The organism is Streptomyces sp. SudanB25_2051, from assembly GCF_964272635.1.
GTDB lineage: Bacteria > Actinomycetota > Actinomycetes > Streptomycetales > Streptomycetaceae > Streptomyces.
Genome location: NZ_OZ186787.1, coordinates 2,139,931 through 2,166,395 on the forward strand (window position 1 = coordinate 2,139,931; position 26,465 = coordinate 2,166,395).

General features: G+C 74.1%; 29 protein-coding genes. 11 read left to right on the top strand and 18 right to left on the bottom strand.

Annotation, left to right across the window (positions count from 1 at the left end):
• Positions 1-98: 98 nt before the first annotated feature.
• From recD2 to ACSUPT_RS09455, 4 genes are all read right to left on the bottom strand, one after another.
• Entirely contained in the window at positions 99-2,330 is a 2,232-nt protein-coding gene (gene recD2, locus ACSUPT_RS09440; RefSeq protein ID WP_365727146.1) for an SF1B family DNA helicase RecD2, read from the bottom strand.
• Between the two features lie 301 nt (positions 2,331-2,631).
• Positions 2,632-3,411, bottom strand: coding sequence for a sugar phosphate isomerase/epimerase family protein (locus tag ACSUPT_RS09445; RefSeq protein ID WP_351967224.1), 780 nt, complete (start codon positions 3,409-3,411; stop codon positions 2,632-2,634).
• Positions 3,412-3,455: 44 nt separating this feature from the next.
• A complete protein-coding gene (locus ACSUPT_RS09450; RefSeq protein ID WP_436946189.1) occupies positions 3,456-4,604 on the bottom strand; it encodes a dihydrodipicolinate synthase family protein in 1,149 nt (382 codons plus the stop codon).
• Between the two features lie 68 nt (positions 4,605-4,672).
• Entirely contained in the window at positions 4,673-5,824 is a 1,152-nt protein-coding gene (locus ACSUPT_RS09455) for a Gfo/Idh/MocA family protein (protein WP_351967186.1), read from the bottom strand.
• A 135-nt stretch (positions 5,825-5,959) separates the two neighbouring features.
• On the opposite strand from ACSUPT_RS09455, the gene ACSUPT_RS09460 reads away from it, so the two are divergent.
• Positions 5,960-7,018 carry a LacI family DNA-binding transcriptional regulator gene (locus ACSUPT_RS09460; protein ID WP_361656377.1) on the top strand — a complete coding sequence of 353 codons (1,059 nt, stop codon included), beginning with the start codon at positions 5,960-5,962 and terminating at the stop codon, positions 7,016-7,018.
• A gap of 251 nt (positions 7,019-7,269) precedes the next feature.
• Here ACSUPT_RS09460 and ACSUPT_RS09465 read toward each other — a convergent pair whose 3' ends face one another.
• From ACSUPT_RS09465 to ACSUPT_RS09475, 3 genes are all read right to left on the bottom strand, one after another.
• Positions 7,270-8,010 carry an SDR family NAD(P)-dependent oxidoreductase gene (locus tag ACSUPT_RS09465; protein ID WP_351967184.1) on the bottom strand — a complete coding sequence of 247 codons (741 nt, stop codon included), beginning with the start codon at positions 8,008-8,010 and terminating at the stop codon, positions 7,270-7,272.
• Between the two features lie 66 nt (positions 8,011-8,076).
• Positions 8,077-8,778 carry a DNA alkylation repair protein gene (locus tag ACSUPT_RS09470; protein ID WP_351967183.1) on the bottom strand — a complete coding sequence of 234 codons (702 nt, stop codon included), beginning with the start codon at positions 8,776-8,778 and terminating at the stop codon, positions 8,077-8,079.
• Positions 8,779-8,828: 50 nt separating this feature from the next.
• Positions 8,829-9,260 (bottom strand): ATP-binding protein, encoded by a 432-nt coding sequence (locus tag ACSUPT_RS09475; protein ID WP_351967182.1) that lies wholly within the window; start codon positions 9,258-9,260, stop codon positions 8,829-8,831.
• 150 nt (positions 9,261-9,410) lie between these two features.
• On the opposite strand from ACSUPT_RS09475, the gene ACSUPT_RS09480 reads away from it, so the two are divergent.
• Genes ACSUPT_RS09480 through ACSUPT_RS09495 form a run of 4 tightly spaced genes read left to right on the top strand, consistent with a single transcriptional unit; the run spans position 9,411 to position 10,850 of the window.
• The gene (locus ACSUPT_RS09480; RefSeq protein ID WP_436944045.1) at positions 9,411-10,268 is read left to right on the top strand and encodes a helix-turn-helix domain-containing protein; all 858 of its coding nucleotides are present in this window, start codon (positions 9,411-9,413) and stop codon (positions 10,266-10,268) included.
• Positions 10,265-10,468 carry a DUF397 domain-containing protein gene (locus ACSUPT_RS09485; RefSeq protein ID WP_436944046.1) on the top strand — a complete coding sequence of 68 codons (204 nt, stop codon included), beginning with the start codon at positions 10,265-10,267 and terminating at the stop codon, positions 10,466-10,468. Before ACSUPT_RS09480 ends, ACSUPT_RS09485 begins: the two co-directional genes overlap by 4 nt.
• 2 nt (positions 10,469-10,470) lie before the next feature.
• Positions 10,471-10,668, top strand: a complete 198-nt coding sequence (locus ACSUPT_RS09490; protein WP_436944047.1) for a DUF397 domain-containing protein — start codon at positions 10,471-10,473, stop codon at positions 10,666-10,668.
• Between the two features lie 2 nt (positions 10,669-10,670).
• Positions 10,671-10,850: a DUF397 domain-containing protein gene (locus ACSUPT_RS09495; protein ID WP_436944048.1), complete on the top strand. Its 180-nt coding sequence runs from the start codon at positions 10,671-10,673 to the stop codon at positions 10,848-10,850.
• A 119-nt stretch (positions 10,851-10,969) separates the two neighbouring features.
• Here ACSUPT_RS09495 and ACSUPT_RS09500 read toward each other — a convergent pair whose 3' ends face one another.
• From ACSUPT_RS09500 to ACSUPT_RS09525, 6 genes are all read right to left on the bottom strand, one after another.
• Positions 10,970-11,545, bottom strand: a complete 576-nt coding sequence (locus ACSUPT_RS09500) for a DinB family protein (protein ID WP_436944049.1) — start codon at positions 11,543-11,545, stop codon at positions 10,970-10,972.
• An 83-nt stretch (positions 11,546-11,628) separates the two neighbouring features.
• A complete protein-coding gene (locus ACSUPT_RS09505) occupies positions 11,629-11,805 on the bottom strand; it encodes a hypothetical protein (RefSeq protein ID WP_351967178.1) in 177 nt (58 codons plus the stop codon).
• Positions 11,806-11,897: 92 nt separating this feature from the next.
• A complete protein-coding gene (locus ACSUPT_RS09510; RefSeq protein WP_361656358.1) occupies positions 11,898-12,560 on the bottom strand; it encodes a pyridoxine/pyridoxamine 5'-phosphate oxidase in 663 nt (220 codons plus the stop codon).
• Between the two features lie 142 nt (positions 12,561-12,702).
• Positions 12,703-13,215, bottom strand: a complete 513-nt coding sequence (locus ACSUPT_RS09515; RefSeq protein WP_351967176.1) for a GNAT family N-acetyltransferase — start codon at positions 13,213-13,215, stop codon at positions 12,703-12,705.
• 135 nt (positions 13,216-13,350) lie between these two features.
• On the bottom strand, positions 13,351-13,749 hold the full coding sequence (locus ACSUPT_RS09520) for a DUF4440 domain-containing protein (RefSeq protein WP_351967175.1): 399 nt from the start codon (positions 13,747-13,749) through the stop codon (positions 13,351-13,353).
• A 219-nt stretch (positions 13,750-13,968) separates the two neighbouring features.
• Positions 13,969-14,868: an RNA polymerase sigma-70 factor gene (locus tag ACSUPT_RS09525; RefSeq protein ID WP_351967174.1), complete on the bottom strand. Its 900-nt coding sequence runs from the start codon at positions 14,866-14,868 to the stop codon at positions 13,969-13,971.
• 193 nt (positions 14,869-15,061) lie between these two features.
• On the opposite strand from ACSUPT_RS09525, the gene ACSUPT_RS09530 reads away from it, so the two are divergent.
• Positions 15,062-16,057, top strand: coding sequence for a phosphotransferase family protein (locus tag ACSUPT_RS09530; protein ID WP_436944050.1), 996 nt, complete (start codon positions 15,062-15,064; stop codon positions 16,055-16,057).
• Positions 16,058-16,132: 75 nt separating this feature from the next.
• On the opposite strand, the gene ACSUPT_RS09535 is transcribed toward ACSUPT_RS09530, so the two are convergent.
• Both ACSUPT_RS09535 and ACSUPT_RS09540 read right to left on the bottom strand, forming a co-directional pair.
• On the bottom strand, positions 16,133-16,666 hold the full coding sequence (locus ACSUPT_RS09535) for a DUF7822 domain-containing protein (protein WP_361656350.1): 534 nt from the start codon (positions 16,664-16,666) through the stop codon (positions 16,133-16,135).
• Between the two features lie 128 nt (positions 16,667-16,794).
• Positions 16,795-17,442 carry a class I SAM-dependent methyltransferase gene (locus ACSUPT_RS09540; protein ID WP_436944051.1) on the bottom strand — a complete coding sequence of 216 codons (648 nt, stop codon included), beginning with the start codon at positions 17,440-17,442 and terminating at the stop codon, positions 16,795-16,797.
• Between the two features lie 98 nt (positions 17,443-17,540).
• Here ACSUPT_RS09540 and ACSUPT_RS09545 point away from each other — a divergent pair, with 98 nt between their 5' ends.
• A complete protein-coding gene (locus ACSUPT_RS09545) occupies positions 17,541-18,608 on the top strand; it encodes a Gfo/Idh/MocA family oxidoreductase (protein WP_351967170.1) in 1,068 nt (355 codons plus the stop codon).
• A 193-nt stretch (positions 18,609-18,801) separates the two neighbouring features.
• On the opposite strand, the gene ACSUPT_RS09550 is transcribed toward ACSUPT_RS09545, so the two are convergent.
• Positions 18,802-19,329 carry a DUF1062 domain-containing protein gene (locus ACSUPT_RS09550; RefSeq protein ID WP_436946190.1) on the bottom strand — a complete coding sequence of 176 codons (528 nt, stop codon included), beginning with the start codon at positions 19,327-19,329 and terminating at the stop codon, positions 18,802-18,804.
• An 826-nt stretch (positions 19,330-20,155) separates the two neighbouring features.
• Between ACSUPT_RS09550 and ACSUPT_RS09555 the strand changes: the two genes are divergently transcribed.
• A complete protein-coding gene (locus ACSUPT_RS09555) occupies positions 20,156-21,739 on the top strand; it encodes a carbohydrate-binding protein (protein WP_436944052.1) in 1,584 nt (527 codons plus the stop codon).
• Positions 21,740-21,799: 60 nt separating this feature from the next.
• Here ACSUPT_RS09555 and ACSUPT_RS09560 read toward each other — a convergent pair whose 3' ends face one another.
• Entirely contained in the window at positions 21,800-22,069 is a 270-nt protein-coding gene (locus tag ACSUPT_RS09560) for a hypothetical protein (protein WP_399219366.1), read from the bottom strand.
• Here ACSUPT_RS09560 and ACSUPT_RS09565 point away from each other — a divergent pair.
• Positions 22,048-22,833 carry a sugar phosphate isomerase/epimerase family protein gene (locus ACSUPT_RS09565; protein WP_361656332.1) on the top strand — a complete coding sequence of 262 codons (786 nt, stop codon included), beginning with the start codon at positions 22,048-22,050 and terminating at the stop codon, positions 22,831-22,833. The two genes, ACSUPT_RS09560 and ACSUPT_RS09565, sit on opposite strands and share 22 nt — an antisense overlap.
• A gap of 163 nt (positions 22,834-22,996) precedes the next feature.
• On the opposite strand, the gene ACSUPT_RS09570 is transcribed toward ACSUPT_RS09565, so the two are convergent.
• On the bottom strand, positions 22,997-23,776 hold the full coding sequence (locus tag ACSUPT_RS09570) for an SDR family NAD(P)-dependent oxidoreductase (RefSeq protein ID WP_351967166.1): 780 nt from the start codon (positions 23,774-23,776) through the stop codon (positions 22,997-22,999).
• A gap of 119 nt (positions 23,777-23,895) precedes the next feature.
• Between ACSUPT_RS09570 and ACSUPT_RS09575 the strand changes: the two genes are divergently transcribed.
• Both ACSUPT_RS09575 and ACSUPT_RS09580 read left to right on the top strand, forming a co-directional pair.
• Positions 23,896-24,357 carry a cytidine deaminase gene (locus ACSUPT_RS09575; RefSeq protein WP_436944053.1) on the top strand — a complete coding sequence of 154 codons (462 nt, stop codon included), beginning with the start codon at positions 23,896-23,898 and terminating at the stop codon, positions 24,355-24,357.
• Between the two features lie 211 nt (positions 24,358-24,568).
• A complete protein-coding gene (locus tag ACSUPT_RS09580; RefSeq protein ID WP_436944054.1) occupies positions 24,569-26,425 on the top strand; it encodes a glycoside hydrolase family 3 protein in 1,857 nt (618 codons plus the stop codon).
• Positions 26,426-26,465: the final 40 nt, after the last annotated feature.

The window sequence follows — 26,465 nt, forward strand, 5'->3', positions numbered from 1 at the left end:
TCAGCGGAGTGCACTCGGGGTCGACCATTGGGCCTATTGGCGGCACTGAGTGCCGTCAACCTGCTCATCCTGCCCCCTTCGCCCCGGTTCCGAAAGTCCTAGGTGATGTTTCCCACGGGTCGTCCTTCTGTCAGCCTGTGATCGAGTGCGGTAAAGCGCCGACCGGCGGATACGGTCCGGACGGCCTGGCCGATGGCCTTGCGGGAGCCGACGAGGACGACGAGCCTCCGGGCGCGGGTGACGGCCGTGTAGAGCAGGTTCCGCTGGAGCATGGTCCAGGCGCTCGTGGTGACGGGGATCACCACGGCCGGGTACTCGCTGCCCTGTGAGCGGTGGATGGTCACCGCGTACGCGTGCGCCAGCTCGTCCAGCTCGTCGAAGTCGTAGGGCACCTCCTCGTCCTCGTCGGTCAGCACCGTCATCCGCTGGTCGTCGAGGTCGAGGGCGGTGACCACGCCGACCGTGCCGTTGAAGACGCCGTTCCTGCCCTTCTCGTAGTTGTTGCGGATCTGGGTGACCTTGTCGCCGACGCGGAAGACCCGGCCGCCGAACCGCTTCTCCGGCAGTCCGGGGCGGGCCGGGGTGACGGCCTGCTGGAGGAGCCCGTTGAGCGTGCCCGCGCCCGCCGGGCCCCGGTGCATGGGCGCCAGCACCTGCACGTCGCGGCGCGGGTCGAGGCCGAACTTCGCCGGGACGCGGCGCGCGGCCACGTCCACCGTGAGCCGCCCGGCCTCCTCCGTGTCCTCCGCGACGAACAGGAAGAAGTCCGGCAGGCCGCTGGTGAGCGGATACTCCCCCGCGTTGATCCGGTGGGCGTTGGTGACCACGCCGGACTTCTGCGCCTGCCGGAAGATCCGGGTGAGCCGGACGGACGGGACGGGGCTGTCCGGGGCCAGCAGATCGCCCAGCACCTGGCCGGCGCCGACGCTCGGCAGCTGGTCCACATCGCCCACCAGCAGCAGATGGGCGCCCGGCGCGACCGCCTTGACCAGCTTGTTCGCCAGCAGCACGTCCAGCATCGACGCCTCGTCCACCACCACGAGGTCCGCGTCCAGCGGCCGGTCCCGGTCGTACGCCGCGTCCCCGCCGGGCTTCAGCTCCAGCAGCCGGTGCACGGTCGACGCCTCGGCGCCGGTCAGCTCCGCGAGCCGCTTGGCGGCCCTGCCGGTCGGCGCGGCCAGCAGCACCTTCGCCCGCTTGGCGCGGGCCAGCTCCACCACCGACCGGACCGTGAACGACTTGCCGCAGCCGGGACCGCCGGTCAGCACGGCGACCTTCCGGGTGAGGGCGAGGCGCACGGCGGCCTCCTGCTCGGGCGCCAGCTCCGCCCCCGTACGCTCCGCGAGCCACGCCAGGGCCTTGTCCCAGGCGACGTCCCGGAAGGCCGCCATCCGGTCCTCCTCCGCCCGCATGAGCCGCCGCAGCTGGGCCGCCAGGGAGACCTCCGCGCGGTGGAACGGCAGCAGGAACACGCCCGTGACCGGCTCGCCGTCCGGGCCGGGCACCCGCTCGCGGACGACGCCGCCCTCCTCCTCGTCGGCCGCCAGCTCGGCGAGGCAGTCGATGACCAGGCCCGTGTCGACCTGGAGCAGCTTCACGGCGTCCGCGATCAGCCGCTCCTCGGGCAGGAAGCAGTGCCCCTGGTCGGTCGACTGGGACAGCGCGTGGCGCAGCCCGGCCTTGACCCGGTCGGGACTGTCGTGCGGGATGCCCACGGCCTGCGCGATGCGGTCGGCGGTGAGGAACCCGATGCCCCACACGTCGGCGGCGAGCCGGTAGGGCTGGTTGCGCACGACGGAGATCGACGCGTCGCCGTAGCTCTTGTAGATCCGCACGGCGATGGAGGTGGACACGCCGACGCCCTGGAGGAAGACCATGACCTCCTTGATGGCCTTCTGCTCCTCCCACGCGGCGCCGATCATCCGGGTCCGCTTCGGGCCGAGGCCGGGCACCTCCACCAGCCGCCCGGGCTCCCGCTCGATGACGTCGAGGGTGTCCGTGCCGAAGTGCTCCACGATCCGGTCGGCGATGCGCGGGCCGATGCCCTTGATCAGCCCGGAGCCCAGATAGCGGCGGATGCCCTGGACCGTCGCGGGCAGCACCGTCGTGTAGTTCTCCACGGTGAACTGCCGCCCGTACTGCGGGTGGGAGCCCCAGCGGCCCTCCATCCGCAGCGACTCGCCGGGCTGCGCACCGAGCAACGAGCCGACGACCGTGAGCAGTTCGCCCCCGCCGCGCCCGGTGTCGACCCGCGCGACCGTGTATCCGTTCTCCTCGTTGCTGTACGTGATCCGCTCGAGGACGCCCTCGACCACCGCCATCTGCGACATGCCCCGACGCTACCGAGCGCCTCCGACATCCCGCCCGCCCTGTGGACAACCCTGTCCACAGGCGCGCGGCCGCTGTCGGCGCGGGATGGTACCGGCCGGGGCCCGGCCGTGCGGCCGGGGCCCGGCCGTGCGGCCGGGCCCCGGACTTCCCCTCCGTGCCGGGACTCCCGATCCCCCCAGATCCCCTCCCGGAGATCCCGACGCCAGTAACGACACTCGTCACGCCGGAAGGGTTGCACGGTCGCGGGCGGTGATTTTTCCGGAAGCCCCCGCACCGCTACGGCACTTGGCCGCGGCGGGGTCAGAGGGTGTGCTCGGCGTACCGGCGGGCCGTCTCCTCCAGCAGCTCCACGCCGTCCCTCGTCCACAGCGTGTCGTTGAAGAGCTCGACCTCGACGGGGCCCGTGTACCCGGCCGCGTCCACGCGCTCGCGCCACGCCCGCATGTCGATGCAGCCGTCCCCGATCTGCCCGCGCCCGTTGAGGACGCCCTCGGGCAGCGGGGTCGTCCAGTCGGCGAGCTGGAAGGAGTGGATGCGGCCCTGCGCGCCGGCGCGGGCGACCGCCGCCGGGGCCCGGTCGTCCCACCACACGTGGTACGTGTCCACGACGACCCCGACCTGCGAGGCCGGGAAGCGTTCCGCGAGGGCCAGCGCCTGGTCGAGTGTGGAGACCGCGCACCGGTCGGACGCGTACATCGGGTGCAGCGGTTCGATCGCCAGGCGCACGCCGCGTTCCGCCGCGTACGGGGCGAGTTCCGCGAGGGCGTCGGCGATCCGCTCGCGGGCTTCCCCGAGGTCCTTGCCGCCGGGCGGCAGGCCGCCGGAGACCAGGACGAGGGTGTCCGTGCCGAGGGCCGCCGCCTCGTCCACGGCGGCGCGGTTGTCGTCCAGGCCGTCCGCCGTGGTGAAGAACCCGCCCCGGCACAGGGTGGTGACGGCCAGCCCGGCGTCGCGGACGAGCTTGGCGGCGGCCTCCACCCCGTACTCCCGGACCGGTTCGCGCCACAGGCCGACGCCGGGGACGCCGAGGCGGGCGCACGCCTCGGTCAGCTCGGGGAGGGACAGCTGCCTGACGGTCATCTGGTTGATGCTGAAGCGGGTCAGGTCGAGGGTTTCGAGGCCGGTCACCGGTTCACCCCGTAGACGGCGAGGAGGGACGTCATACGGGCGGCCGCGAGCTGCGGGTCGGGGAACAGGCCGAGCCCGTCGGCCAGTTCGTAGGCGCGCGCCAGGTGCGGCAGGGAGCGGGCCGACTGCAGGCCGCCGACCATCGCGAAGTGGTCCTGGTGGCCGGCGAGCCAGGCCAGGAACACCACGCCCGTCTTGTAGAAGCGGGTCGGCGCCCGGAACAGGTGCCGGGACAGCTCCACGGTCGGGTCGAGGAGGGCGCGGAAGCCGTCGGTGTCGCCCGTGTCGAGGACGCGGACCGCCTCGGCGGCGAGCGGGCCCAGCGGGTCGAAGATGCCCAGCAGGGCGTGGCTGAAGCCGCGTTCGTCGCCCGCGATCAGCTCCGGGTAGTGGAAGTCGTCGCCCGTGTAGCAGCGGACGCCCTCCGGGAGGCGGCGGCGCAGCTCCACCTCGCGCCCGGCGTCCAGCAGGGAGATCTTGACGCCGTCGACCTTGTCGGGGTGTGCGGCGATGGCGTCCAGGAAGGTGTCCGTCGCCGCGTCGAGGTCGGCGGAGCCCCAGTAGCCCTCCAGCGCCGGGTCGAACATGGGGCCGAGCCAGTGGAGGATGACCGGTTCGCTCGCCTGCCGCAGCAGGTGGGCGTACAGCTCCAGGTAGTCGTCCGGGGTGCGGGCGGCGGCGGCCAGGGCGCGGGAGGCCATGACGATGGCCTGCGAGCCGGTCTCCTCGACGAGGCCGAGCTGCTCCTCGTACGCGGCGCGCACGGCGTCCAGGCCGGCCGGTCCGGTGAGCTGGTCGGTGCCGACGCCGCAGGCGATGCGGCCGCCGACCGCCTTCGCCTCGGCGGCGGAGCGGCGGATCAGCTCGGCGGCGCCCGCCCAGTCCAGACCCATGCCCCGCTGGGCGGTGTCCATGGCCTCCGCGACGCCCAGGCCGTGGGCCCACAGGTGGCGGCGGAAGGCGAGGGTCGTGTCCCAGTCGACGGCGGCCGGGGAGTCGGGGTCGGTGTCGGCGTACGGGTCGGCGACGACGTGCGCGGCGGAGAAAACCGTACGGGAGACGAGCGGGGCGCCCGCGGTGAAGGCGCGCGGCTCGGTGGGGGGGCGGTACGCGCGCGTGGTGCCGTCCGGGTTCGGGAGGTGCACGGTGGCCGGGGCGGCGGCTCGCGTCGGCGCCGGGGCCGTCCGCGTGGCGGCGGGGGCGGCGGGGGCGGTCACAGGGACAGCTCCGGGACCTCGAAACGGCGGCCCTCGGCGGACGACTTCAGGCCCAGCTCGGCGAGCTGCACGCCGCGGGCGCCCGCGAGGAGGTCCCAGTGGTAGGGCTCGTCCAGGTACACATGGCGCAGGAACAGCTCCCACTGCGCCTTGAAGCCGTTGTCGAACTCGGTGTTGTCCGGGACCTCCTGCCACTGGTCGCGGAAGGAGTGGGTGACCGGCAGGTCGGGGTTCCAGACGGGCTTCGGGGTCATGGAGCGGTGCTGGACGCGGCAGCCGCGCAGCCCGGCGACGGCGGAGCCGTGCGTACCGTCGACCTGGAACTCGACCAGCTCGTCGCGGTGGACGCGGACCGCCCAGGAGGAGTTGATCTGGGCGACGGCGCCGCCCTCCAGCTCGAAGATCCCGTACGCGGCGTCGTCGGCGGTGGCCGTGTACGGCTTGCCGTGCTCGTCCCAGCGCTGCGGGATGTGGGTGGTGACGTGCGCCGACACCGAGGTCACCCGGCCGAACAGCTCGTGGAGCACGTACTCCCAGTGCGGGAACATGTCCACGACGATGCCGCCGCCGTCCTCGGCGCGGTAGTTCCAGCTGGGCCGCTGGGCGTCCTGCCAGTCCCCCTCGAAGACCCAGTAGCCGAACTCGCCGCGGACCGACAGGATCTCGCCGAAGAAACCGCCGTCGATGAGCCGCTTCAGCTTCAGCAGGCCCGGCAGGAAGATCTTGTCCTGGACGACGCCGTGCTTGACGCCCGCCTCCCGCGCGTGGCGGGCCAGTGCGAGGGCGCCGGCGAGGTCGCCGGCGGTGGGCTTCTCGGTGTAGACGTGCCTGCCCGCCGCGATGGCCTTGGTGAGGGCGGCCTGGCGCGCGGAGGTGACCTGCGCGTCGAAGTAGATGTCGGTGCGGTCGTCGGCGAGCACGGCGTCGAGGTCCGTGGACCACTCGGTCAGCCCGTGGCGCTCCGCCAGCTCGCGCAGGGCGTGCTCGCGGCGGCCGACGAGGACCGGCTCCGGCCACAGGACCTCGCCGCCGCCCAGGTCGAGGCCGCCCTGCTCGCGGATGGCGAGGATGGAACGCACCAGGTGCTGCCGGTAGCCCATCCGGCCCGTGACGCCGTTCATGGCGATCCGCACTGTCCTGCGTGTCACGAAGGTCCCTCCATGTCCCGAATCAGTCGTTCGTCGTAGCAAGCGCTTTCTATCGGGCATGACGCTAGCCTGCCGCCAGCGGCCCGTACAAGAGCCGCGGCCGCACTTCCCCGACTTCTCCTCGGAGGGCACGCGATGACAGTCACCCTGGCCGACGTGGCGGCACGCGCGCGCGTCTCACCGGCGACCGTCTCGCGCGTCCTCAACGGCAACTACCCGGTCGCCGCGTCCACCCGCGAGCGGGTGCTGCGCGCGGTGGACGAGCTGGACTACGTGCTGAACGGGCCCGCCAGCGCGCTGGCCGCCGCCACCTCCGACCTGGTGGGCATCCTCGTCAACGACATCGCCGACCCGTTCTTCGGGATCATGGCGGGCGCCGCGCAGAGCGCCATCGGCGACGCGGGGACCGGGCGCGCGGGCGGCGAGAAGCTGGCCGTCGTCTGCAACACGGGCGGCTCCCCCGAGCGCGAGCTGACGTACCTCACGCTCCTGCAGCGCCAGCGCGCCGCCGCCGTCGTCGTCACGGGCGGCGCGCTGGAGGACCCGGACCACATCGCGGCGCTCACCGCGAAGCTGACGCGCCTGGCCGACGCCGGGACCCGCGTCGTCCTGTGCGGGCGCCCGCCGATGCCGGGCGACACCGTGGCGGCGACGCTCGCCTTCGACAACCGGGGCGGCGCGCGGAGCCTGACCGAGCACCTGCTGGCGCTCGGCCACCGCCGGATCGGGTATGTCGCCGGGCCCGCCGACCGGACCACCACCCGCGACCGCCTGGACGGCCACCGCGACGCGCTGGCCGCCGCCGGACTCGCGGGGCCCGACACGGACCGGCTCACCGTGTACGGCCACTACACCCGTGCCTCCGGGTACGAGGCGACCCGCGAGCTCCTGGCGCGCGAACCGTCCCTGACGGCCGTCGTCGCCGCCAACGACACGGTGGCGCTGGGCGCGTGCGCCGCGCTGCGGGAGGCCGGGCTGCGCATCCCGGACGACGTGTCGGTGGCCGGCTTCGACGACCTGCCGTTCTCGGTGGACGCGGTGCCGGCCCTGACGACGGTACGGCTGCCGCTGCACGAGGCCGGCGTACAGGCGGGCCGCCTCGCGATGGGCGCGGACACGTCTCCGCCGGGCGGCGTGGCGACGATCCCCGGCGAACTGATGCTCCGCGCCTCCACGGCGCCGCCCAGGGGGTAGGACGCGCCCCTGGGGCGGCTCGCGGGGCTTGAGGGTTGCCCGGCGGGCGGCTTGAGGGTTGCCCGGCGGGCGGCTTGCGGGGGCTTGTGGCCGCACCGGGCGCGCCGACGGTTCGGCGTCCACCGAACCGTCTGCGCCCTACGGTCCCCCCATGAACACCGCACAGCACCCCGTACGACGTCCATGCGGGCGGCGCCCGGCCGCGACGTCCGAAAACGGCACCGGCGCCCGGAAGCGCTGACGGCCGCGCGTCAGGCGGTGAAGCCCCCGTCGACGTGGATCGAGGCGCCGGTGATGTACGAGCCGTCCGCACTGGCCAAGTGCGCGACCGTGGCCGCGATCTCGGCGGCCTCCGCGTAGCGGCCCACAGCCGTGAACCCGGCGATCACCTCGGCGTTCGGCCCGTCTGCGGGGTTGGTCTCCGTGTCGGTGGGGCCGGGAAGCACCAGGTTGACGGTCACTCCGCGCGGGCCCAGCTCCCGGGCCAGGCCCTTCGTCATCCCGGTCAGGGCCGTCTTGCTCATCGAGTACAGCGCGAGCCCCGGGAAGACCGCGCGTTCGGCGACATTGCTGCCGATGCTGATGACGCGCCCGCCCCGGGCCATGTGACGTACCGCCGCCTGGGACGCCACGAACGGCGCCCGCACGTTCACCGCCAAGGTTCGCTCGATCTCCGCCGCCCCCAGGTCCTCGAGCGGCCCCACCAGGAAGACCGCGGCGTTGTTGACCAGGATGTCGAGCCTGCCGAACACCGCGGCGGCCTCGTCCACGGCGGCGACGAGCGCCTCGGGGTCGGCGCTGTCGGCCCGGACGGCCAGCGCCCGGCGGCCCGCGCCCTTGACCTGCTCCACCACCCGGTCGGCGCGTTCCGCGCTGTTCTCGTAGGTGAGGACGACGTCGGCGCCCTCTTCGGCCAGTCGTAACGCCACCGCGGCACCGATGCCCCGGCTGCCGCCCGTGATCAGGGCCACGTTTCCCTCAAGTCGCTTCATGCCGTCGATCTTGGCCCTCACCGACGCCCGAAGCTGGCAGGAATCCGACGCGGGGTTCCGCGCGGCCTACCGGCGGCGTACGAACCGCGCCCGCTCCGGCGGCGCCAGCCGCTCCGTCGCGTGGCGCACGGTGAGACGCGGCAGCTCGGCGGCGTACCGGTCCAGGAACGCGACCACCGCGCCCTCGTCGTGGCGGCTGATCTCCCGCAGCATCCAGCCCAGCGCCTTGTGCACCATGGGCTCCGCGTCCCGGCGCAGCGCGAGCACCAGGGCGAACGTCGGCTCGTACCGCCCGGCGCGGATCAGCGCCAGCGTCGCCACCACGGCGATCCGCCGGTCCCACACGGAAGCCGAGCCCGCGAGGCGGTCCAGCAGGTGCGCCGACGCCGGCTCCTCCAGCAGCCACGGCCCGAGCACCACCGGCGCCGAACCGTCCACCAGGTCCCAGTTGTCGACGTGGCCCGTACGCGCCAGGTAGAACTCCACGAGGGCCGCGCGGTCCCCGCCCCGGGCGGCGCGCACCTGCTCGGCGAGGACCAGCAGCCCCGTGAACCGCTCCTCGTGCACCCGGCTGCGCAGCAGCGCGTCCACCTCGTCGAGCGCCAGCCCCCGGTACGCGCGGGCGAGCCCGCGCATCACCGGCACCCGGACACCGAGCAGCTCGTCGTCGTCCGCCGGGCTCAGCACCCGCTCCTGCTGGGCGCGCACCCGCGGTTCGGCGAGGGCACGCAGCTCGGCCCGCAGCGCGTCGAGTGAGGCAGTCGTCATGCGCCCGGACGCTAGCGCAGCGCCCGCCCCGGCCGGGTACGCCCCGGGCGTCACGGGCAGTTGATCTCGGCCCACACGGTCTTGCCGGGCCCGTCCCGGTCGGCCACGCCCCAGCGGGACGTCACCGACTCCACGAGCACCAGCCCCCTGCCGCCCTCGGCGTCCACCGGAGCGCCGGCCCGCTCCGGACGCGCGGGGTGCGTGTCGGAGACCTCCACCCGTACGGTCCGCGCGACCGGGTCCCGTACGAGCCGCAGCTCGAAGTTCCGCCCCGGCACACGTCCGTGCAGTACGGCGTTGGCGGCCAGTTCCGCGACGACCAGCTCCACGGCCTGCCCGTGCGGGCTCCCGTACGGGATGTCCCACACGTGCAGCTGGTGCCCCGCCAGCAACCGCGCGAGACGCGCGCCCTGCCGGGTGGCGGAGAAGCGCTGGACGAAAACACGTTCGGTGAGGGCCTCTTGGCCGCGAGCGGATCGCATACCGCCCAGCGTGGAGCCCGCGACAGGCCGCAGACCAGGGACGCCGCTGGGACAAAAGGATCTGTACCAGTTCACCGACTGGACTGGGTGCGTCACGCACGGTGAAGATTTCGAAGAGTCAGGGCATGGACCACCGGAGACGGAGCGGCGATGGCACAGGGCGTCAGCGAGGAGCGCACCAGCGCGGGCGTGGGGGAAACGGAAATCCCGGAGGACCTGAAGATGTTCGGCGCGGTCCTCCAGGCGTTGCGCAAGTCCTCACGACTGACGCAGGAGCAACTGGCTCCTCAACTCCGCTACTCGCCCGCCTACATCGCCAAGTTGGAACAGGGGAAGCGGTTTCCGCCGCCCGACCTCCCGGAGCGAGTGGGCCAGGTTCTCGGCGGGGTGGCCGAGAACGTCCTCAAAGCAGCAGCTCAGCACCTCCGGCGCCGGTCAGGAATCGCCAGGCGGTTCCAGCAGTGGGTGGCGATCGAGGAGGAGGCGCTGACGTTGTTCGCGTACGAATGCCGCGTTGTACCAGGCCTCCTCCAGCCCGAGCCGTACATGCGTGAGGTGCACAGCAGCCATGTGCCACCGTTGACCGACTCGCAGCTTGAGACGCAAGTCAAGGCGCGGCTCACTCGGCAGCGGCTCCTCACAGAACGCGGCAACACCGAGTTCAGCTTCATCATCGAACAGCACGTCCTCGAACGGGAGCTCGGCGGCGCAGAGACCACCCGGTCACTCATCGATCACCTGCTGGACTGCGCCCGGCTTCGGAACGTCGAATTGCTCATCATGCCCATCCGGCGTGTGGAACACGGCGGCCTCAACGGCCCCCTGTACCTGGCGGAAACACCGAGCCGTGAGTGGCTCGGCTACACCGAGGCGCACGACTGCAGTTACCTGTTCGCGGAGCCGAATCAGGTAGGGACGCTGCTTCAGCGCTATGGCAGGATGCGAGGGCAGGCCCTCGATTCCGAAGCTTCGATGGCCTTGCTGGAGGACATGCGAGGAGCGCCATGAGCAGCACCCCACCCCTGAACTGGTTCAAGAGCAGCTACAGCGACGCGACGGGCGGCAACTGCGTCGAGGTGGCGCACGCCGCCGGAACCGTCCACGTCCGTGACTCCAAGGACGCCACCCTCACCCCCCTCACCCTCTCCCCCACCGCCTGGGCCGACTTCCTCGCCACCGCATCACCTTCGGACCCCTCAAAGAGGTAGCGATGAGCACCCAGTTGCACTGGTTCAAGAGCAGCTACAGCGGTACGGCGGGTGACAACTGCGTCGAGGTGGCCCACGCCCTCAGCGCCGTCCACGTCCGCGACTCCAAGGACGCCACCCTCACCCCCCTCACCCTCTCCCCCACCGCCTGGGCCGACTTCCTCGCCACCGCATCACCTTCGGACCCCTCAAAGAGGTAGCGATGAGCACCCAGTTGCACTGGTTCAAGAGCAGCTACAGCGGTGGCGCCGGTGACAACTGCGTCGAGGTGGCCCACGCCCTCAGCGCCGTCCACGTCCGCGACTCCAAGGACACCACCCTCACGCCCCTCACCCTCTCCCCCGCCGCCTGGGCCGACTTCCTCGCCGCCGCGACGGAGTGAGCGGCCGCGCCACCGCCACGTGCTGGTGGCCGCGCGCGCCGGGGAGCACCCCGGCCAAGGGCCTCTCGCTGTCAGGCGATCACGGGACCGGAGGTCCAGGCCCGGCACCGGCTCGGGGGCTACTGGCCCACCCGGCCGTCGATCCGCTCGCGCAGAAGGTCGGCGTGGCCGCAGTGCCGTGCGTACTCGGCGATCTGCGCCACCAGGATCTCGCGCAGCGGCGCCTCCCCGGTGCGCGTGCCGAGGTCGGCGTGGCGGGCGATGAACCGGTCGGTCAGCTCGCTCTCGGCCCGCCACCGCCGCCAGGCGTCCTCCACGACGGCCGGGTCGGCGACCGCGCCGTTCCAGTCGCCGTCCCGGTCCTCGGCGGTGCGGTAGATCCGGGGCGAGTCCTCGCCGGCCATCCGGCGGAAGTGCCGTTCGTCCTCGGCCATGTGCCGCACCAGCCCGAGCAGGGACATCGTGGACGGCGGCACGGAGCGCCGGGCCATCTGCTCCGCGTCCAGGCCGGCGCACTTCAACTCGATGGTGAGGCGGAAGTAGCGCAGGCTCTCCAGGAGCGCGCCGCGCTCGTCCGCCGTCTCCGTGTCGGTCTCGCGGGGGTCGTCGTCCGGGTCGACCCACATGTCGGGGTAGACGGTGGCGGGTGTCCACCGTGTGACCGCGGCTTCGTCGTCGCGCTCGCCTGAATCCATGGGCGCATCGTGGTACGGGACGCCCCCGTCCGCCAGTGAATATCGGCCGCGGGCCGGCGACGTGCCGGTACGGGCCGGTGCCGTCAGGCCGGGGTGCCGCGCCGGCCGGAGGTGAGCCTGCCCGCGGCGTACGCCGTCGCCCCCGCGGCCACGGCGGTCAGCAGCAGCTCCGCCCACAGTGGTCCGGCCAGGTACCTGTCGGCCACCGCCAGGGTCGCGAACATCGCCACGAAGGGGAGCGTCCGGTACAACACGGTCATGTGTGGTCCTCGTTCGTCGGGGAGAGGGGTCGGGGCGGCTCGTCTGCCCCGCCTCGCCGGGTGATGGCGGGTGCTCGTGGACCGGCGCCGGGTCAGGGCCACAGCAGCTGCCTGGTCCACCCGTCGGGTGCGGACCGGTAGACGAGCCGGGTGTGTCGGCGCTGCTTGTCGCCCTGCCAGAACTCCACCGACTCGGGGCGCACCGAGTACAGCGTCCAGCCCGGCGCCACCAGGTCCGGCTCGCTCCTGATCCGCGCGAGCGACGCCTCCACCTGCGCGTCCCGCTCGGCCAGGTCCGCGAGCGGCTGCGACTGGCGTCCGAGCAGGGCTTCCGCCCGCGCGCCCTCGCCGCGGGCGAGGAAGTCCGCGGCGCACCGTTCGGGGGTCTCCCGCACCACCGGTCCGCGCACCAGGACCTGGCGGGCGAGCGGCGCCCAGTAGAAGGCGAGGGCCGCGTAGGGGCGGGCGGCGAGATCGCGGCCCTTGCGGCTGTTCGCGTCCGAGGCGAACTGCCAGCCCTCCGCGCTGACGTCCTTGAGGATGAGCACGCGGGCGGTCGGATCACCGTCGGCGTCCGCCGTGGCCAGCGTCATGGCATGCGGTTCCCGTACCCCGGCGTCCAAGGCGGCGAGGAACCACTCGGTGAACAGCTCGACCGGCGTGTCCGGCGCGGCCGTCGGGTCGAATCCGGGAAGCTCGCCGGCGAAGACCTCGATGTCCCGCAGCGTCTGACGCAGGCTGGCCGCACCGGTCACGTTCCACTCCCTCAGTCGCGATGGCCCAGGCACGGCCGAACCTATCAACCTGCCCGGCAGGCAAGTCGGTTGCGCTTCATGGGGTCCGGCGGCAGCGGGGCGCCCGCCGTTCCCGGCGGGTGCGACCGGGTGCGGGGAGTGGTCAGCGCACCAGCTCGTCGGCCAGGAGGTCCATCAGAAGGCCGTCGTGCCAGGTGCCGTCGGCGCCGCGCTCGTACTGCCTCATGACGCCGACCGGCTTGAAGCCGACCTTGGTGTAGCAGCGGATCGCCGCCGTGTTGTCGGCCGCCGGGTCGATGACCAGCCGGTGGTAGCCGTGCTCGTCGACGAGGTGGCGGGCCAGCGTCCGTACGGCGTCCGTGCCCAGGCCCTTGCCGTGCACGGACGGGTCGAGGAAGAGGTCGATGCCGGCGTGCCGGTAGTCCGGCTCCTCCTCGGCGTACCACTGGATCATGCCGATGACCCGCTCCCCGTACTCGACGGCCAGGCACCGGGTGCCGGGGTCCTGGAGGTCCTCCGCGATGTCCGCCGCCAGGTCCTCTCCGCCCCTCCACCGCGCGCGCACCTCCGGTGTGGCCCGGATGGCGGCCAGGGCGGGGATGTCCTCGCGGACGGCGGGGCGGAGGGAGACGGCGGCGCCTGACAGCACGGTCATGCGCAGGACTGTACGCGGACGGCGCCGGGGCCCGCCTCCGGAATTCGCGCCGGTGGCCCGTCCTCGCCCGGAGCGGTGTCCGCGATGCCCCGGAGACCGCCCGGCACCGCCCGCTGCGGGTGCCACGCAGCCGGGTCAGGGGTGGTCGTACCAGGAGAACGCCGCGATGCGCCAGCCCTCCGGTGTGCGGACGAACTGGAACGTCTTCGTGCCGCCGCCCTCGAACGGCTCGCCGTCGAGGATCCCGGACTTGCGGTACTCGCCGATCCGCGAAGCGATGTCGCCCGCGATCTCCGTGCGCTCGGTGGTCTCCCACTCGGAGAACTCCACCAGCCGGCCGTCCGTCAGCCAGCGCTCCCGGGGCTCGATGAACTCGTCCACCGTGTACACCGTGAACTGCGGGCCCGTGGCGACGATCACCCCGCCCGGGACGACCAGCCTGCGGATGCGGCCCACGTCGGGCGTCTTGCCGCCCCGGTTGTCGAAGGCCCCGAAGAACTCGGCGGCCAGCTGGTCTATCTCGGTCTTGGACATGGCGCGACCGTACACCTGGGGCGCCGGCGGCGGTGCCGCTCCGGGGCGCCGGCCACGACCGGGCCGCGCGAGGGAGCCGGGACGCGCGCGGGGCCGGGGCGCGGCGGAGGCGCCGCACGCGGGGGCCGGGGCGCGCGCGGGGGCGGGGTGCGCGCGGGGGCGGGGTGCGCGCGGGGGCCGGGGCGCGGCGGGTGTGCCGCCTCCCGGCCCCCGGCCGCGTCACCGCAGGGCGAGCGGGGTCTCCTCGGTGATGTGGGTGAGCTTCTCGGGGTTGCGGACGTAGTACAGGCCGGTGATGCGGGCGCCATCGACCCGGACCGCCAGCACGCCGTCCATCTCGCCGTCCACGTGCAGCAGGAGCGCCGGGCTGCCGTTGACCAGCGTGGGGGCGGCGGTGATCGTCCCCTTGAACCTGCTGGTGCGGCCCGTGACGAAACGCGCCACCGTGTCGGCGCCGGTGATCGGGCGCAGCGCGGTCCGCTTGACGCCGCCGCCGTCGCCGACGAGGACCACGTCGGGCGCCAGTACGTTCAGCAGGCCCTGGACGTCACCGGTCTCGAACGCGCGCCGCAGCTGCTCCAGGGCCTCCCTCGTCTCCTTCTGGGAGACCACCTCGCGGGGGCGGCGCGCCTCGACATGGCGGCGGGCGCGGTGCGCGATCTGGCGTACGGCCGCGGGGCTCTTGTCCACGGCGGCGGCGATCTCGTCGTACCCGACGTCGAACACCTCGCGCAGGACGAAGACGGCGCGCTCGGTCGGCGACAGGGTCTCCAGTACGAGCATCATCGCCATCGACACGCTCTCGGCCAGTTCGACGTCCTCGGCCACGTCCGGCGCGGTGAGCAGCGGCTCCGGCAGCCACGAGCCGACGTACGACTCCTTGCGGCGGCTCAGGGCGCGCAGCCGGTTCAGCGACTGGCGGGTCGTGATCCGGACCAGGTACGCCCGGCGGTCGGCCACCTGGTCCAGGTCGACCTTGACCCAGCGCAGCCAGGTCTCCTGGAGCACGTCCTCCGCGTCGGCGGCCGAGCCGAGCATCTCGTAGGCGACGGTGAAGAGCAGATTGCGGTGGGCGACGAACGCCTCCGTCGCGGGATTGGTGGCGTGGTCGGCGCTCATCTCCGGGTCCTTCCTCGTCGTACGCCCCGGGCCGGCACGCCGCCCGGGCTCACCCATCAGACACCGGCCGGCGGGCGGCTGTGACAGGAGCGCGCGGACCATGGTGCGGATCACTGCGCGCACGGCTCACGGGGGCGTGGGCCGACGTGGAGGCCGCGGGTCGGGCGTCGGCACCGCGCAATAGCCTGTGCGCATGGACGGCATACGGGGGCTGCCCGAGGCGGCCCGTACCTGGGTGGAGAGGCACCTCGGCGACGGGGAGCGGGTCGTGGGGGCCGTACCGCTGCGGGGCGGGTGGACCTCCGAGATGCGGCGGCTGGACGTGGAGGGGCCCGGCGGGCGGCGGCAGTTGGTGCTGCGGTCGTTCGTGAAGCCCTTCTTCGTGCGGCACGCCGAGGGGCTGCTGTGCCGGGAGGCCGGTGTACTGCGGCTGCTGCGCCGCACCGACGTGCCCGCCGCCGAGCTGGTCGCCGTGGACCCGACCGCCGCGCACTGCCCGTACCCGTCGCTGCTGATGTCGCTGCTCCCCGGCACCGTACGGCTGGACGACGAGGGGGCGGGGCGCCGCGCGGGGCTGCTGGCGCGGCAGTTGCTGGAGGTGCACCGGGTCGCCGTGGCGGAGGCGGAGCGGCCGCGCCCGTACCAGGCGTGGACCTCGCCGGAACGGGTGACGCCGCCCGCCGGGACGCGGCGGCCGGAGCTGTGGGCCCGCGCCGTGGACGTCATCCGGCGGGACCCGCCCGCGTACGACGGGTGCTTCCTGCACCGCGACTTCCACCCGTGCAACGTCCTCTTCGCCGACGGCGGCCACGGGGGCGAGGCCGGGGGCCGGCCCGCGGTCGGCGGCGGGTCCGGGCTGTGGATCAGCGGGGTCGTGGACTGGGTGGAGACCTCCTGGGGGCCCGTCGACCTGGACGTCGCCCACTGCTCGACCATGCTGGCGCTGCTGCACGGCGTGCCGAAGGGCATGGCGTTCGCCGACCTGTACGAGGCGGCGGGCGGCACCCTGGCCGGGCGTCCGGCCGACCACCTGTACTGGCGGCTGCTCGACGCCCTGGGATACGCGCCCGACGCCGAGAAGGTCGCCGCGGGCTGGCGCGAACTGGGCCGCGCCGACCTGACCCCGACCGTCCTGGCCGGGCGCCTGGAGGCGTACGTGGAGGCGCTGCTGGAGCGGTACGGGGGCTGAGGGCCCCGGCGGGGAGGGATGGTCCCGGGCGGGCTTCGGCAGCCTGCGACCGCGCGGCATCGCGCCGCGTGTCGGTCAGCCGGGGAAGGAGAAGTAGAGCGCGTCGGCGTAGAACGACGCGAAGTGCCGCTGCCAGTCGGCCCGGACGGCGGCCAGCCAGTCGTCGTTCCGGCCGGCGATCGCCTCCTCGGCCCGGGCGACGGCGTCGGGGATGTCCTCGGACGCCAGACGCCGGACGCTCGCTTCCGGATCGTCGTCCGTCATCGAGATGATCTCGCCGGTCTCCAGGACGAAGTACTCCGCCCGCTGCTTCTCCAGGTGGGCCGTGGTCCTGGCCACGCATGCGGCGAACTCGGCGTCGTCCTCCAGGCCCTTGCCGACCGCGCTCAGCAGCTCGCGGAGCAGGGCCGCCCCGCCCGCGTAGTCCGCGGCGATGCCGATCGCGGGGTTCCAGATCATGGACGGGACGATCGTCGTACCGCGCCCCGCCAGGAGCTTGTGCGCCAGCGGGATGTCCCAGTTGTGCTCGGATATGCAACGGATCCGCCGGGGGATCTCCGCCTCGTCGGGCATCGAGTCCGCGGAGTAGAGATAGGAACGGTTCGCCATGGCGGCGACGCTAACACCGGGCACCGACAAGGGCGGTGCCGCCGGCACCCGCCCGGCCGGTCAACGCCCGCCCGGTGCCGGGCCCACCGGGGTGGGCCGGCGGCGCGGCCCGATGCGGAGGACGGGGCCTACCCCTTGCGGGCGAGCAGGTGGACCTCCCGGAACTGGCGCCGGTCCGCGGGCTGCGGCTCGCGGACCAGGCGGGCCGTCTCCGCCATCCCGGCCTCGCGGAGCATCGCGGCGAGGTGGTCGGGCCACCACCGGTAGGCCGGGGCGACCGCGTGGTCGAAGACCTGTGACGGGTGGGACGGCCCCTCGCTCGCGGAGAAGCCGATGAGCAGATGTCCGCCCGGCGCCAGTACGCGGCCGAACTCGGCCAGTAGGGAGGGGAGTTCCCGTGGCGGGGTGTGGATGACGGACCAGCGCGACAGGACGCCGCCGAGCGCGCCGTCACCGATGTCCAGCGCCGCCATCGAGCCCACGTCGAACCGCAGGTCCGGGTAGGCCCGCCGGGCCAGCTCGATCATCGCGGGTGAGGCGTCGACGCCGAACGCCTCCACGCCGAGCTCGCGCAGATACGCGGTGACGTAGCCGGGTCCGCAGCCCAGGTCCGCGACCCGGCCGCCCGCGACGCCACGGGCGAGCTCGGCGAAGGCGCTGAGCGCCGCGCGGTCCAGGGGCCTGTCCCGCAGCGCGTCCCCGAACTGCTCGGCGTACACGTAGGCGGCGGCGTCGTAGGCGTCGCGGACGGGGGTGAGGGCATCGTCGTCGACCATGCCGACGACGGTAGCGCGCGGGCGCGGCCGTGGCCGGATCCGGTGTTGCCGGGGTGAAACCGGTTGCCGGTGGGCCGCGCGGTGCCGACGATGGGCGCATGCGTTTAGGGGTGGTCGGGCTGCGGCAGGGGCTTCACCTGGCGGTGTGGTGCCGCCGGCTGGGGCTGGACGTGGTCGCGGCGTGCGACCGGGATCCGGAGCGGCGCGCGGCCGCGCGGGGCGGGCTGCCGGGCGCCGCGCTGGTGGAGGGGTGGCGCGAGCTGCTGGACCAGCGGCTCGACGGGGTCGTCCTGGCGGGCGACTTCGACGGGCACGCGCCCATGGCGGTCGCGTTCCTGGAGCGCGGGGTGCACGTCCTGTCCGAGACGGCCGCCTGCGTGGACGCCGACGAGGGGGCGCGGCTCGTCGCCGCGGCGGACGCGTCGTCTGCGACGTACTCGTTCGCCGAGAACTACGTGGCGCACCCGCACGTCCGGCTCCTGCGCGAGGCCGCCGACGCCGGCGAACTGGGCCGGATCAGCCTCGTGGAGGCCGACTACCTGCACGGCATGTCCCCGGACGCGGTCACCGCGCTCGTACGGGACCCGTCGCACTGGCGCGGGCGGATCGCCCCGACCGCGTACTGCACCCACACCCTGTCGCCCGTCCTGGCGCTCACCGGCGCCTGGCCGGTGGAGGTGACGGCGTTCCCCGTGGACGAGGCGGACCCGCGCGTCGCCGTCGTCCTGGTGGTCCGCCTGTCGAGCGGCGCGCTCGCCGTCACCCGGCACGGCTTCCTCCAGGGCGAACCGGACAGCCACTGGAGCTGGTTCTCCGTGCGGGGCGCCCGCGCACTGGCCGAGTCGGTCCGCGCGCCCGGCGAACGCGCCTGGTCGGTGCGCGTCCGTACGGAGGCGTGGGCGTCGCCGGACGGGCGGGCGCGGGACGAGGAGCGCGTACCGGAGCCGCTCACCCTGGACGGCGGCGAGACGGTGCCGCGCGGCGCGGAGGGGACGGTACGGGTACTGCGCGCGTTCCGGGCGACGCTGGAGCACGGGGCGGCGCCGCTGGTACCGGTACGGCAGGCCGTCGCGGCGTCACTCGTGGGGGTGGCGGGCGCCCGGTCCCTGGCATCCGGCTCCCGGCCGGTGGCGGTGCCGCTGCCCGGGATCCGCGTGGAGGGGTAGGGGCGGCGGCCCGGGCACGGAGCCTGCCGGCAGCCGCGCCCCGGCCTGAGCGGCTCGTGGGAGGCGGCGTGGGGCAGGCGCCGCGCACGCCGGTCCTCCGGTCGCGTGCCGGTCGCGGTGGCGCGTGGGAGTCCGTCGCGCGGGCCTGCCCGGCGGGTCGTGCCGGGCAGGCCCCTGGTGCCGGTCCGGGGACTCAGCGCTTGAGCGTGAAGGAGAAGTCGCCGGACGTCTTCCCGGTCAGGCGGACCGCCGAGACGAGCCTCCCCTCCGCCACCAGCCGCTCGGCCTCCGCGCGCGGAAGGCCGCACCCTTCGGCGATCAGCCGTACCGGACGGACGGGTATGCGCGCCGCGAAGCGGACCGCGACATCGACCACCTCGCGGTCCAGGTGGTCCCGTCCCCCGGTGTCCAGGCGCCAGGCGCCCGTCCAGTCGAGGGCGACACGGTTGCGGCGCCGCAGGGCCGGGTCCTGGAGCAACTCCGCTGCCAGGTCCAGGTCGTTGTCGTGCATGCGGTCCAGCAGCCCGGGCCGTACGGAGCGGACGTTCATCCGCTCCAGGACGGTGAGCTTCGCCGTGTCCCCGCACCCGGCGCAGAGCACGAGGAGCCAGGCGTCGAGGAGCTTGTGGTTGGCGTTGACGCGGAACTTGCCGTTCGGCCGGAAGCGCCCGGAGGCGCACGACGGGCAACGGCGGAGGACGGTCGGCAGGCAGGTGGGCATGACCACCCAGCTATTGAGCACAGGAAACACCGGTTTCAGTGAGAAATCCGCAGCGAAAAGGAGCGCGGCGCGCGTACGCGCGGGCGCGACACATCAGCTCTCGGGGGGTCTCACAGGGTGTACAACGGCATGTCCTCGCTCAGACGACCTGGTCGGCAGCACGGTAGGGGGTGGGGCGCGGGCTCCTCCACTGGATTTCCGGGGCGGGGCCGGAGTCGGCGGTGGGAGTCCTCCCGGCCGGCGCGCCCTGCCGGGGCGTACCGCCGCCTGCGGGCGGGGTGTCGGCCGGAACCCGGCCACGGAAGCCGGCGGCCGGGACCACGCGTGCGCCTCGCGCCGCGCGCGGGCAGGGGGCGCGCCGGGACGGCTCAGGCTGCGGGGTGCCGCCCCGGACGGCCGTGAACGCGCGCCCAAGCCGGAGAGTGGGGGGTGGGGCCACGGAACCCACTTCCAGTCCCGAGCCGGCTGCCGGGGACCTTCCTCTCCCACCCCCCATGGCCGCGAGTCCCTCACGATCTCCGTCCGGCCGAACGCATGGCACCGTACCCCCCGCCACTGACAACGGGGCCTCCCCCGCCGGGCCCCGGCACGCGCGTCCACCAACACCCCCGGGCTCGCCGCCAGTTGTTCGAAACTTTCCCCCCGCGTCAGCCGATTGACGCCGCCGTGACGCGCTTCTAGCTTGGCAAGCGCTTTCTACAGCACCCCCAGCACACCAGCTCGTGCCCCGCGCTCTCCGCTGCCGTGCCGCCCTTCCCCCGGCCCTCGGGCCCCGCGGCCGGGCACCGGGAGCTTCCGCGAACCCGCAGAAGGACGAGGACCCCCCATGAGGATGAAACCCGCGCTGTCCGCGCTGGCGTGTGCCGCCCTGGCCGCCGGCACCGTCGCGGTGCTGCCCGCCACCGCGTCCGCCGCGACCACCCGGTACGAGGCCGAGCGCGCGCCCGCCACCTGCGACGGCACCGTCGACACCAACCACGCCGGATACTCCGGCACCGGCTTCTGCAACGGCCGCAACGCCATCGGCGCCGCCCTGCAGTTCCCGGTCGACGCCCCGCAGGCCGGGACCGCGACGCTCACCGTCCGGTACGCCAACGGCACCACCTCGCCCCGCCCCGCCGCCCTCACCGTCAACGGCGCCTCCGCCGGCCAGCAGTCCTTCGCCCCCACCGGCGCCTGGGCCACCTGGGCGTCCGTGACGCTGACCGTCCCGCTCAACGCGGGCTCCAACACCGTCCGCCTCGCCCCCACCACGGCGGACGGCCTCGCCAACATCGACCACCTGGAGGTGGACACGGGCGGTACGACGACCCCGCCGCCCACCGGCAGCGCCCTGTACGTCGCCCCGAACGGCACCGACGGCGCGGCCGGCACCCTCACGGCGCCCACCACGCTCGCCTCGGCCATCAGCCGCGTCACACCCGGCGGGACGATCTACGTGCGCGGCGGCACCTACCGCTACTCCCAGACCGTCACCATCCCGGCGGGCAAGAACGGCACCGCGAGCGCCCGCACCCGGCTCGCCGCGTACCCGGGCGAGACCCCGGTGCTGAACTTCTCCGCCATGGCCGAGGACCCGTCCAACCGGGGCCTCGCGCTCAACGCCTCGTACTGGCACATCCACGGCCTGACCGTCGAACGCGCCGGTGACAACGGCATCTTCGTCGGCGGCAGCAACAACGTCATCGAGCGCACGGTCACCCGCTTCAACCGCGACACCGGCCTCCAGCTGTCCCGGATGGCGTCCACCACGCCCCGCGACCAGTGGCCGTCGAACAACCTGATCCTCAGCGCCGAGTCGCACGACAACGCCGACTCCGACGGCGAGGACGCCGACGGCTTCGCCGCGAAGCTGACCGTCGGCCCCGGCAACGTCTTCCGGTACGCCGTCGCCCACAACAACATCGACGACGGCTGGGACCTGTACACCAAGACGGACACGGGCCCCATCGGCGCGGTCACCATCGAGGACTCCCTCGCGTACGAGAACGGCACCCTCTCCGACGGCACCCAGAACACCGCCGGCGACCGCAACGGCTACAAGCTGGGCGGCGAGGACATCGGCGTCAACCACGTCGTGCGGCGCAGCATCGCGTACGACAACGGCAAGCACGGCTTCACGTACAACCGGAACCCCGGCTCCATGACGGTGTCGAACAACCTCAGCGTCGACAACGCGCAGCGCAACTACACCTGGGAGGCCGGTACGTCGGTGTTCCGCGGCAACACGTCCTGCCGCGGCGGCAGCGGCTCCACCGACAAGGTCGTCGGTGACGTGGACGGCACGAACCAGTTCTGGTCCGGTACGAACGGCTCCCGCTGCTCCTCCTACACGGGCGCCCTGACCTGGACGTACACCTCCGACGGCCGCCTCTCCGTCTCCCTCGGCGGCCGCCCGGTCGTCCTGTAGCCGCCGCCCGCCCCTCGCGCCCCGCCCGGCAGTCCAGGGCGGGGCGCGGTCACGCCCGCGCTACGCGGCGGTCAGCCCGAACGACCGCGGCACGGGCGGCGGAACGTCCGCCTGCTCGAGTTCGTCCACCACGCGGAGAACGTGGTCGGCGAGCACCACGTCACGCGGGACGGGGGCGATGTCGTCGCCGATGCCCCGCAGATACGCGGCGATCTTCGACCATGTGGATGTGCAGCGGTGCGGCGTGGTGCCGCGACGGCGGGAGGAGGTGCCGGGTTCGGGCGGGGTGGGCGGGGTACGTTCGGGGGATGAACTTCGCGTTTTCCACACTTGGGGTGCCCGGAATGGACGTCGCGGACGTGGTGCGGATCGCCGCGGATGCCGGGTGTCGGGGGGTGGAGCTGCGGGCCCACCCCGAGGAGCCCGTGCACGCCGGGCTCGTCGCGCACGAGCGGCGGGACGTGCTGCGGCAGTTCGCCGCCGCCGGGGTGCGGGTGCTGAGCGTCGCCGGGTACGCCCGGGTGGCCGCCGAGGCCGACGACGACGCCGTGTACGAGGAGCTGCACCGGCTGATCCACCTCGCCGCCGACTTGGAGGCCCCGTTCGTGCGGGTCTTCCCCGGCGGCGGCGAGCAGTCGCGGGACGCCGCCGACGCGACCGCCGCCCGCCGCCTGGGCGCCGCCGCGGAGGTCGCCGCCGAAGCCGGGGTGCGGGTCCTGCTGGAGAACCACGACTCCCACCCGTCGGGCGCGGACGTCGCGCGGGTCGTCGCCGCCGTGGGCCATCCGCACGTCGGCGCCGTCTGGGACGTCCAGCACGCCTGGCGCGCCGGCGAGGACCCCGCCCGTACGTATGGGCTGCTGGAGCCGTACCTCGGGTACGTCCAGGTCAAGGACTGCGCGGGCCGCGACGACACGACGCCGGTGCCGCTCGGCTCGGGCGCCGTCCCCCTGCGCGCGTGCGTGGCCCCCGTCGGCCCGGACGGCTGGTTCTGCTGGGAGTACGAGAAGCGCTGGTACCCCGGCGTCCCCGAGCTGCCCGGCCTGCTCGCCGCCGGACGCGCCCATGTCGAGGGGCTGCTCGCCGCCGGGTGAGGCACCGGCGCCCGCCGTGTGCGGGAACCGCCGCGCGCCGGGGCCCTGCACCGTGCGCCGGGGTCCGGGTGGCGGCCGGGGCGACCGGCGGGCGGTCCGGTGGGCGCGGTGCGGGCGGTCCGGTGGCGGTGCGGGCGGTTCGGTGGGTGGTGTCGCGGGCGGTTCAGTGGGCGTGGAAGCCGCCGTCGACGAACACCGACTGGCCGGTCACGTACGCCGACGCGCGGCTCGCCAGGAACACCGCCGCGCCCTCGAAGTCCCCGGGCACGCCGTTGCGCCCGACGAGGGTCCGGTCGGCGAGGGCGGCGATCGTGCCGGGCTGCGACTGCAGGCGCTCGTTGAGCGGCGTGAGGACGAAGCCGGGCACGAGGGTGTTGCAGGTGACGCCGTACGGGGACCACGCCTCGGCCTGGGACCGGGCCAGCGACTCCAGGCCGCCCTTCGACACCCCGTACGCGCCGCTCTGGACGAACGCGCGGTGCGCCTGCTGCGACGTGACGTGGATGATCCGGCCGTACCCGCGCTCGGCCATGCCGGGCCCGAAGCGCTGGCCGAGCAGGAACGGGGCCTCCAGGTTCACCGCCATGGTGCGGTCCCACACCTCCTCGTCCAGCTCGTTCATGGGCGGACGCAGGTTGATCCCCGCGCAGTTGACGAGGATGTCGGGCTCCCCGTACACGGCGGCGGCACGGTCGGCGGCGTCCCGGACGCCGTCACGGGTGGCGAGGTCCGCGCTGATCCAGGCGGCGCGGCAGCCGTCGGCCTCCAGTTCGCTGACGGTCCCGGCGAGTTCCGCCTCGCGGCGGGCGACGACCACGACGTTCGCGCCGGCGCGGGCGAGCGCGCCGGCGATGGCGCGGCCGATGCCGGAGCTGCCGCCGGTGACGAGGGCGGTGTGGTTCTCCAGGGAGAACAGGTGCCGGAGGTACGCCTGCGAGTCCATGCCCCCACCCTAGGGGGGGCGTCCGGCCGCGGCCCCCGCGGCCCCGGTGATATCGGGTTGCCGTCCCGCCCGCCGGGCGGGCAACGTCACCGGGCACCCTTCCGAACGAGGCGGAGAAGATGACCACGCGCACGGAACACGTCGACCATGAACTCGTGGAGGCCGCGGCACGTGTCGCCCGGACCCGCTGCCGGGGCGACAACCACACCATGGCGGCCGCCGCCCGCGCCCGGGACGGGCGGATCGTCACGGCCGTGAACGCCTACCACTTCACCGGCGGGCCGTGCGCGGAGCTCGTCGTCATCGGGGCGGCGGCCGCCCAGGGGGCGTACGAGCTGGACACGATCGTCGCCGTGGGCGACCGGGAGCGGGGCGTCGTGCCGCCCTGCGGGCGCTGCCGGCAGGCCCTCCTCGACTACTTCCCCGCGCTGCGGGTCATCGTGGGGCACGGGGACGCGCTGCGGGCGGTGCCCGTCGCGCAGCTGCTGCCGGAGACGTACGTCTGGGCCGACCACCAGCTGCCGGAGGAGCCCGAGCCGGCCACCGCACCGGCCGGCGGCCCTGACGGGTCCACCGCCTGACGATCCCCGGCCGGGCCACGCCCGACGGCCCGTCACCGGCGGCGGCGAGCTCCGTCCCCGGCGCCCCGCGCGGGCAGGGGGCGGGACCGGCGGTCGGGTGGTGTGGCGGGGAGCTGTGCGCGCGCGCTTGACCTGGCAGTTACTTTCGCCTACGTGTGACTCCTTGGAAGTTTCCTTCATCCCACGTCCCGCACGGCCGGAAGGAGCACCAGTGCACCACCGCGCCACCTCCCGACGCACCGTCCTCGCCGCCGCCACCGCCACCGCCGCGGCCGCCACCACCGGGTTCACCGTCCCGCGGACCGCCCAGGACCCGCTCCCCACCGCATCCCAGGACCCCGCCGCGCGGGAAGCCGACGCCGACAAGCGGGCGCTCGCCCGGATCGTCGCGCGCATGAGCCTGGAGGAGAAGGTCGGCCAGCTCTTCGTCATGCGGGTGTACGGGCACTCCGCCACCCACCCCGACCAGGCCGACATCGACGCCAACCTCCGCGAGATCGGCGTCCGCACCGCCGCCGAGCTGGTCGCCAAGTACCACGTCGGCGGCATCATCTACTTCGCGTGGGCGCACAACACCCGCGACCCGCACCAGATCGCCGACCTGTCCAACGGCATCCAGCGGGCCGCGCTCGCCCAGCGCGTCCCCGTGCCGGTCCTGATCTCCACCGACCAGGAGCACGGCATCGTCGCCCGCGTCGGCGAGCCCGCCACGCTGCTGCCCGGCGCGATGGCGCTCGGCGCGTCCGGCGCCCGTGACGTGGCCCGCCGCGCCGCGCACATCGCGGGCGCCGAACTGGCGGCGCTCGGCATCCGCCAGAACTACGCCCCGGTCGCGGACGTCAACGTCAACCCGGCCAACCCCGTCATCGGCGTACGGTCCTTCGGCGCCGACCCGCAGGCCGTGGCGCGGATGGTCGCCGCGCAGGTGAAGGGGTACCAGGGCGCGGGGGTCGCCGCGACCGCCAAGCACTTCCCCGGCCACGGCGACACGACCGACGACAGCCACACCAAGCTGCCGTACATCCACCACACGCGCGAGCAGTGGGAGACGCTCGACGCGCCGCCGTTCCGGTCCGCGGTCGCCGCCGGGATCGACTCGGTGATGACCGCGCACATCGTCGTGCCGTCCCTCGACCCCGCGGAGGACCCGGCGACCCTGTCGCGGCCCATCCTGACGGGCATCCTGCGCGAGCGCCTCGGCTACGACGGGGTGGTGGTGACCGACTCGCTCGGCATGGAGGGCGTGCGCACCAAGTACGGCGACGACCGGGTGCCCGTGCTGGCCCTCAAGGCGGGCTGCGACCAGCTCCTCAACCCGCCGGACCTGGACCTGGCCTGGAACGCCGTGCTGGACGCCGTACGCGGCGGGGAGCTGTCCGAGGAACGGCTCGACGAATCGATTCTGCGCATTCTGCGGCTCAAGGCGAAGCTGGGGCTGCTGCGCGACCCGTACACCACGCGCGACGAGGTGGACCGGGTCGTCGGCAAGCAGGCCCACCTCGACGCGGCCGACCGGATCGCGCAGGCCACGACGACGCTGCTGCTCAACGAGGGCGGGCTGCTGCCGCTGAACCGGCTCACCCACCGGGAGCTGCTGGTCGTCGGCGCCGACCCGGCCTCGCCGTCCGGCACGACCGGCCCGCCGACCGCGACGCTCGCCGCCGCGCTGGGCGAGCTGGGCTTCACCGCGACGGCCCTGTCCACGGGCACCGCCCCCACGGCGGCCCGCATCGAGCAGGCCGTCGCGGCGGCGGCCGGCAAGGACGCGGTGGTCGTGGGCACGTACAACGTGTCGGCGACCAGCGCGCAACGCACGCTCGTCGCGCGGCTCGTCGCCACGGGCGTCCCGGTGATCACGGTCGCCATCCGCAATCCGTACGACGTCGCCCGGCTCACCGGCCAGCGGGCCACGCTCGCCACATACGCGTGGACGGACGTGGAGATGCGGGCGGCCGCGCGGGTCATCGCCGGCCGGGCCCGGCCGGAGGGGCGCCTTCCGGTGCCGGTGCAGCGCGCCGACGACCCGTCGCGGGAGCTCTACCCGATCGGATACGGCCTGTCGTACTGACGGGCCCGACGCGGAGGGCCGACCCCGCGCACGGGCCGGC

Coding starts and splice junctions, on each gene's coding strand:
- ACSUPT_RS09565 (WP_361656332.1), top strand. CDS start 22,048: ATGAACTTCGCGTTTTCCACACTTGGGGTGCCCGGAATGGACGTCGCG.
- recD2 (WP_365727146.1), bottom strand. CDS start 2,330: ATGTCGCAGATGGCGGTGGTCGAGGGCGTCCTCGAGCGGATCACGTAC.
- ACSUPT_RS09575 (WP_436944053.1), top strand. CDS start 23,896: ATGACCACGCGCACGGAACACGTCGACCATGAACTCGTGGAGGCCGCG.
- ACSUPT_RS09490 (WP_436944047.1), top strand. CDS start 10,471: ATGAGCACCCAGTTGCACTGGTTCAAGAGCAGCTACAGCGGTACGGCG.
- ACSUPT_RS09460 (WP_361656377.1), top strand. CDS start 5,960: ATGACAGTCACCCTGGCCGACGTGGCGGCACGCGCGCGCGTCTCACCG.
- ACSUPT_RS09555 (WP_436944052.1), top strand. CDS start 20,156: ATGAGGATGAAACCCGCGCTGTCCGCGCTGGCGTGTGCCGCCCTGGCC.
- ACSUPT_RS09515 (WP_351967176.1), bottom strand. CDS start 13,215: ATGACCGTGCTGTCAGGCGCCGCCGTCTCCCTCCGCCCCGCCGTCCGC.
- ACSUPT_RS09525 (WP_351967174.1), bottom strand. CDS start 14,868: ATGAGCGCCGACCACGCCACCAATCCCGCGACGGAGGCGTTCGTCGCC.
- ACSUPT_RS09545 (WP_351967170.1), top strand. CDS start 17,541: ATGCGTTTAGGGGTGGTCGGGCTGCGGCAGGGGCTTCACCTGGCGGTG.
- ACSUPT_RS09505 (WP_351967178.1), bottom strand. CDS start 11,805: ATGACCGTGTTGTACCGGACGCTCCCCTTCGTGGCGATGTTCGCGACC.
- ACSUPT_RS09540 (WP_436944051.1), bottom strand. CDS start 17,442: ATGGTCGACGACGATGCCCTCACCCCCGTCCGCGACGCCTACGACGCC.
- ACSUPT_RS09570 (WP_351967166.1), bottom strand. CDS start 23,776: ATGGACTCGCAGGCGTACCTCCGGCACCTGTTCTCCCTGGAGAACCAC.
- ACSUPT_RS09445 (WP_351967224.1), bottom strand. CDS start 3,411: ATGACCGTCAGGCAGCTGTCCCTCCCCGAGCTGACCGAGGCGTGCGCC.
- ACSUPT_RS09550 (WP_436946190.1), bottom strand. CDS start 19,329: ATGCCCACCTGCCTGCCGACCGTCCTCCGCCGTTGCCCGTCGTGCGCC.
- ACSUPT_RS09465 (WP_351967184.1), bottom strand. CDS start 8,010: ATGAAGCGACTTGAGGGAAACGTGGCCCTGATCACGGGCGGCAGCCGG.
- ACSUPT_RS09470 (WP_351967183.1), bottom strand. CDS start 8,778: ATGACGACTGCCTCACTCGACGCGCTGCGGGCCGAGCTGCGTGCCCTC.
- ACSUPT_RS09500 (WP_436944049.1), bottom strand. CDS start 11,545: ATGGATTCAGGCGAGCGCGACGACGAAGCCGCGGTCACACGGTGGACA.
- ACSUPT_RS09475 (WP_351967182.1), bottom strand. CDS start 9,260: ATGCGATCCGCTCGCGGCCAAGAGGCCCTCACCGAACGTGTTTTCGTC.
- ACSUPT_RS09495 (WP_436944048.1), top strand. CDS start 10,671: ATGAGCACCCAGTTGCACTGGTTCAAGAGCAGCTACAGCGGTGGCGCC.
- ACSUPT_RS09485 (WP_436944046.1), top strand. CDS start 10,265: ATGAGCAGCACCCCACCCCTGAACTGGTTCAAGAGCAGCTACAGCGAC.
- ACSUPT_RS09480 (WP_436944045.1), top strand. CDS start 9,411: ATGGCACAGGGCGTCAGCGAGGAGCGCACCAGCGCGGGCGTGGGGGAA.
- ACSUPT_RS09535 (WP_361656350.1), bottom strand. CDS start 16,666: ATGGCGAACCGTTCCTATCTCTACTCCGCGGACTCGATGCCCGACGAG.
- ACSUPT_RS09520 (WP_351967175.1), bottom strand. CDS start 13,749: ATGTCCAAGACCGAGATAGACCAGCTGGCCGCCGAGTTCTTCGGGGCC.
- ACSUPT_RS09530 (WP_436944050.1), top strand. CDS start 15,062: ATGGACGGCATACGGGGGCTGCCCGAGGCGGCCCGTACCTGGGTGGAG.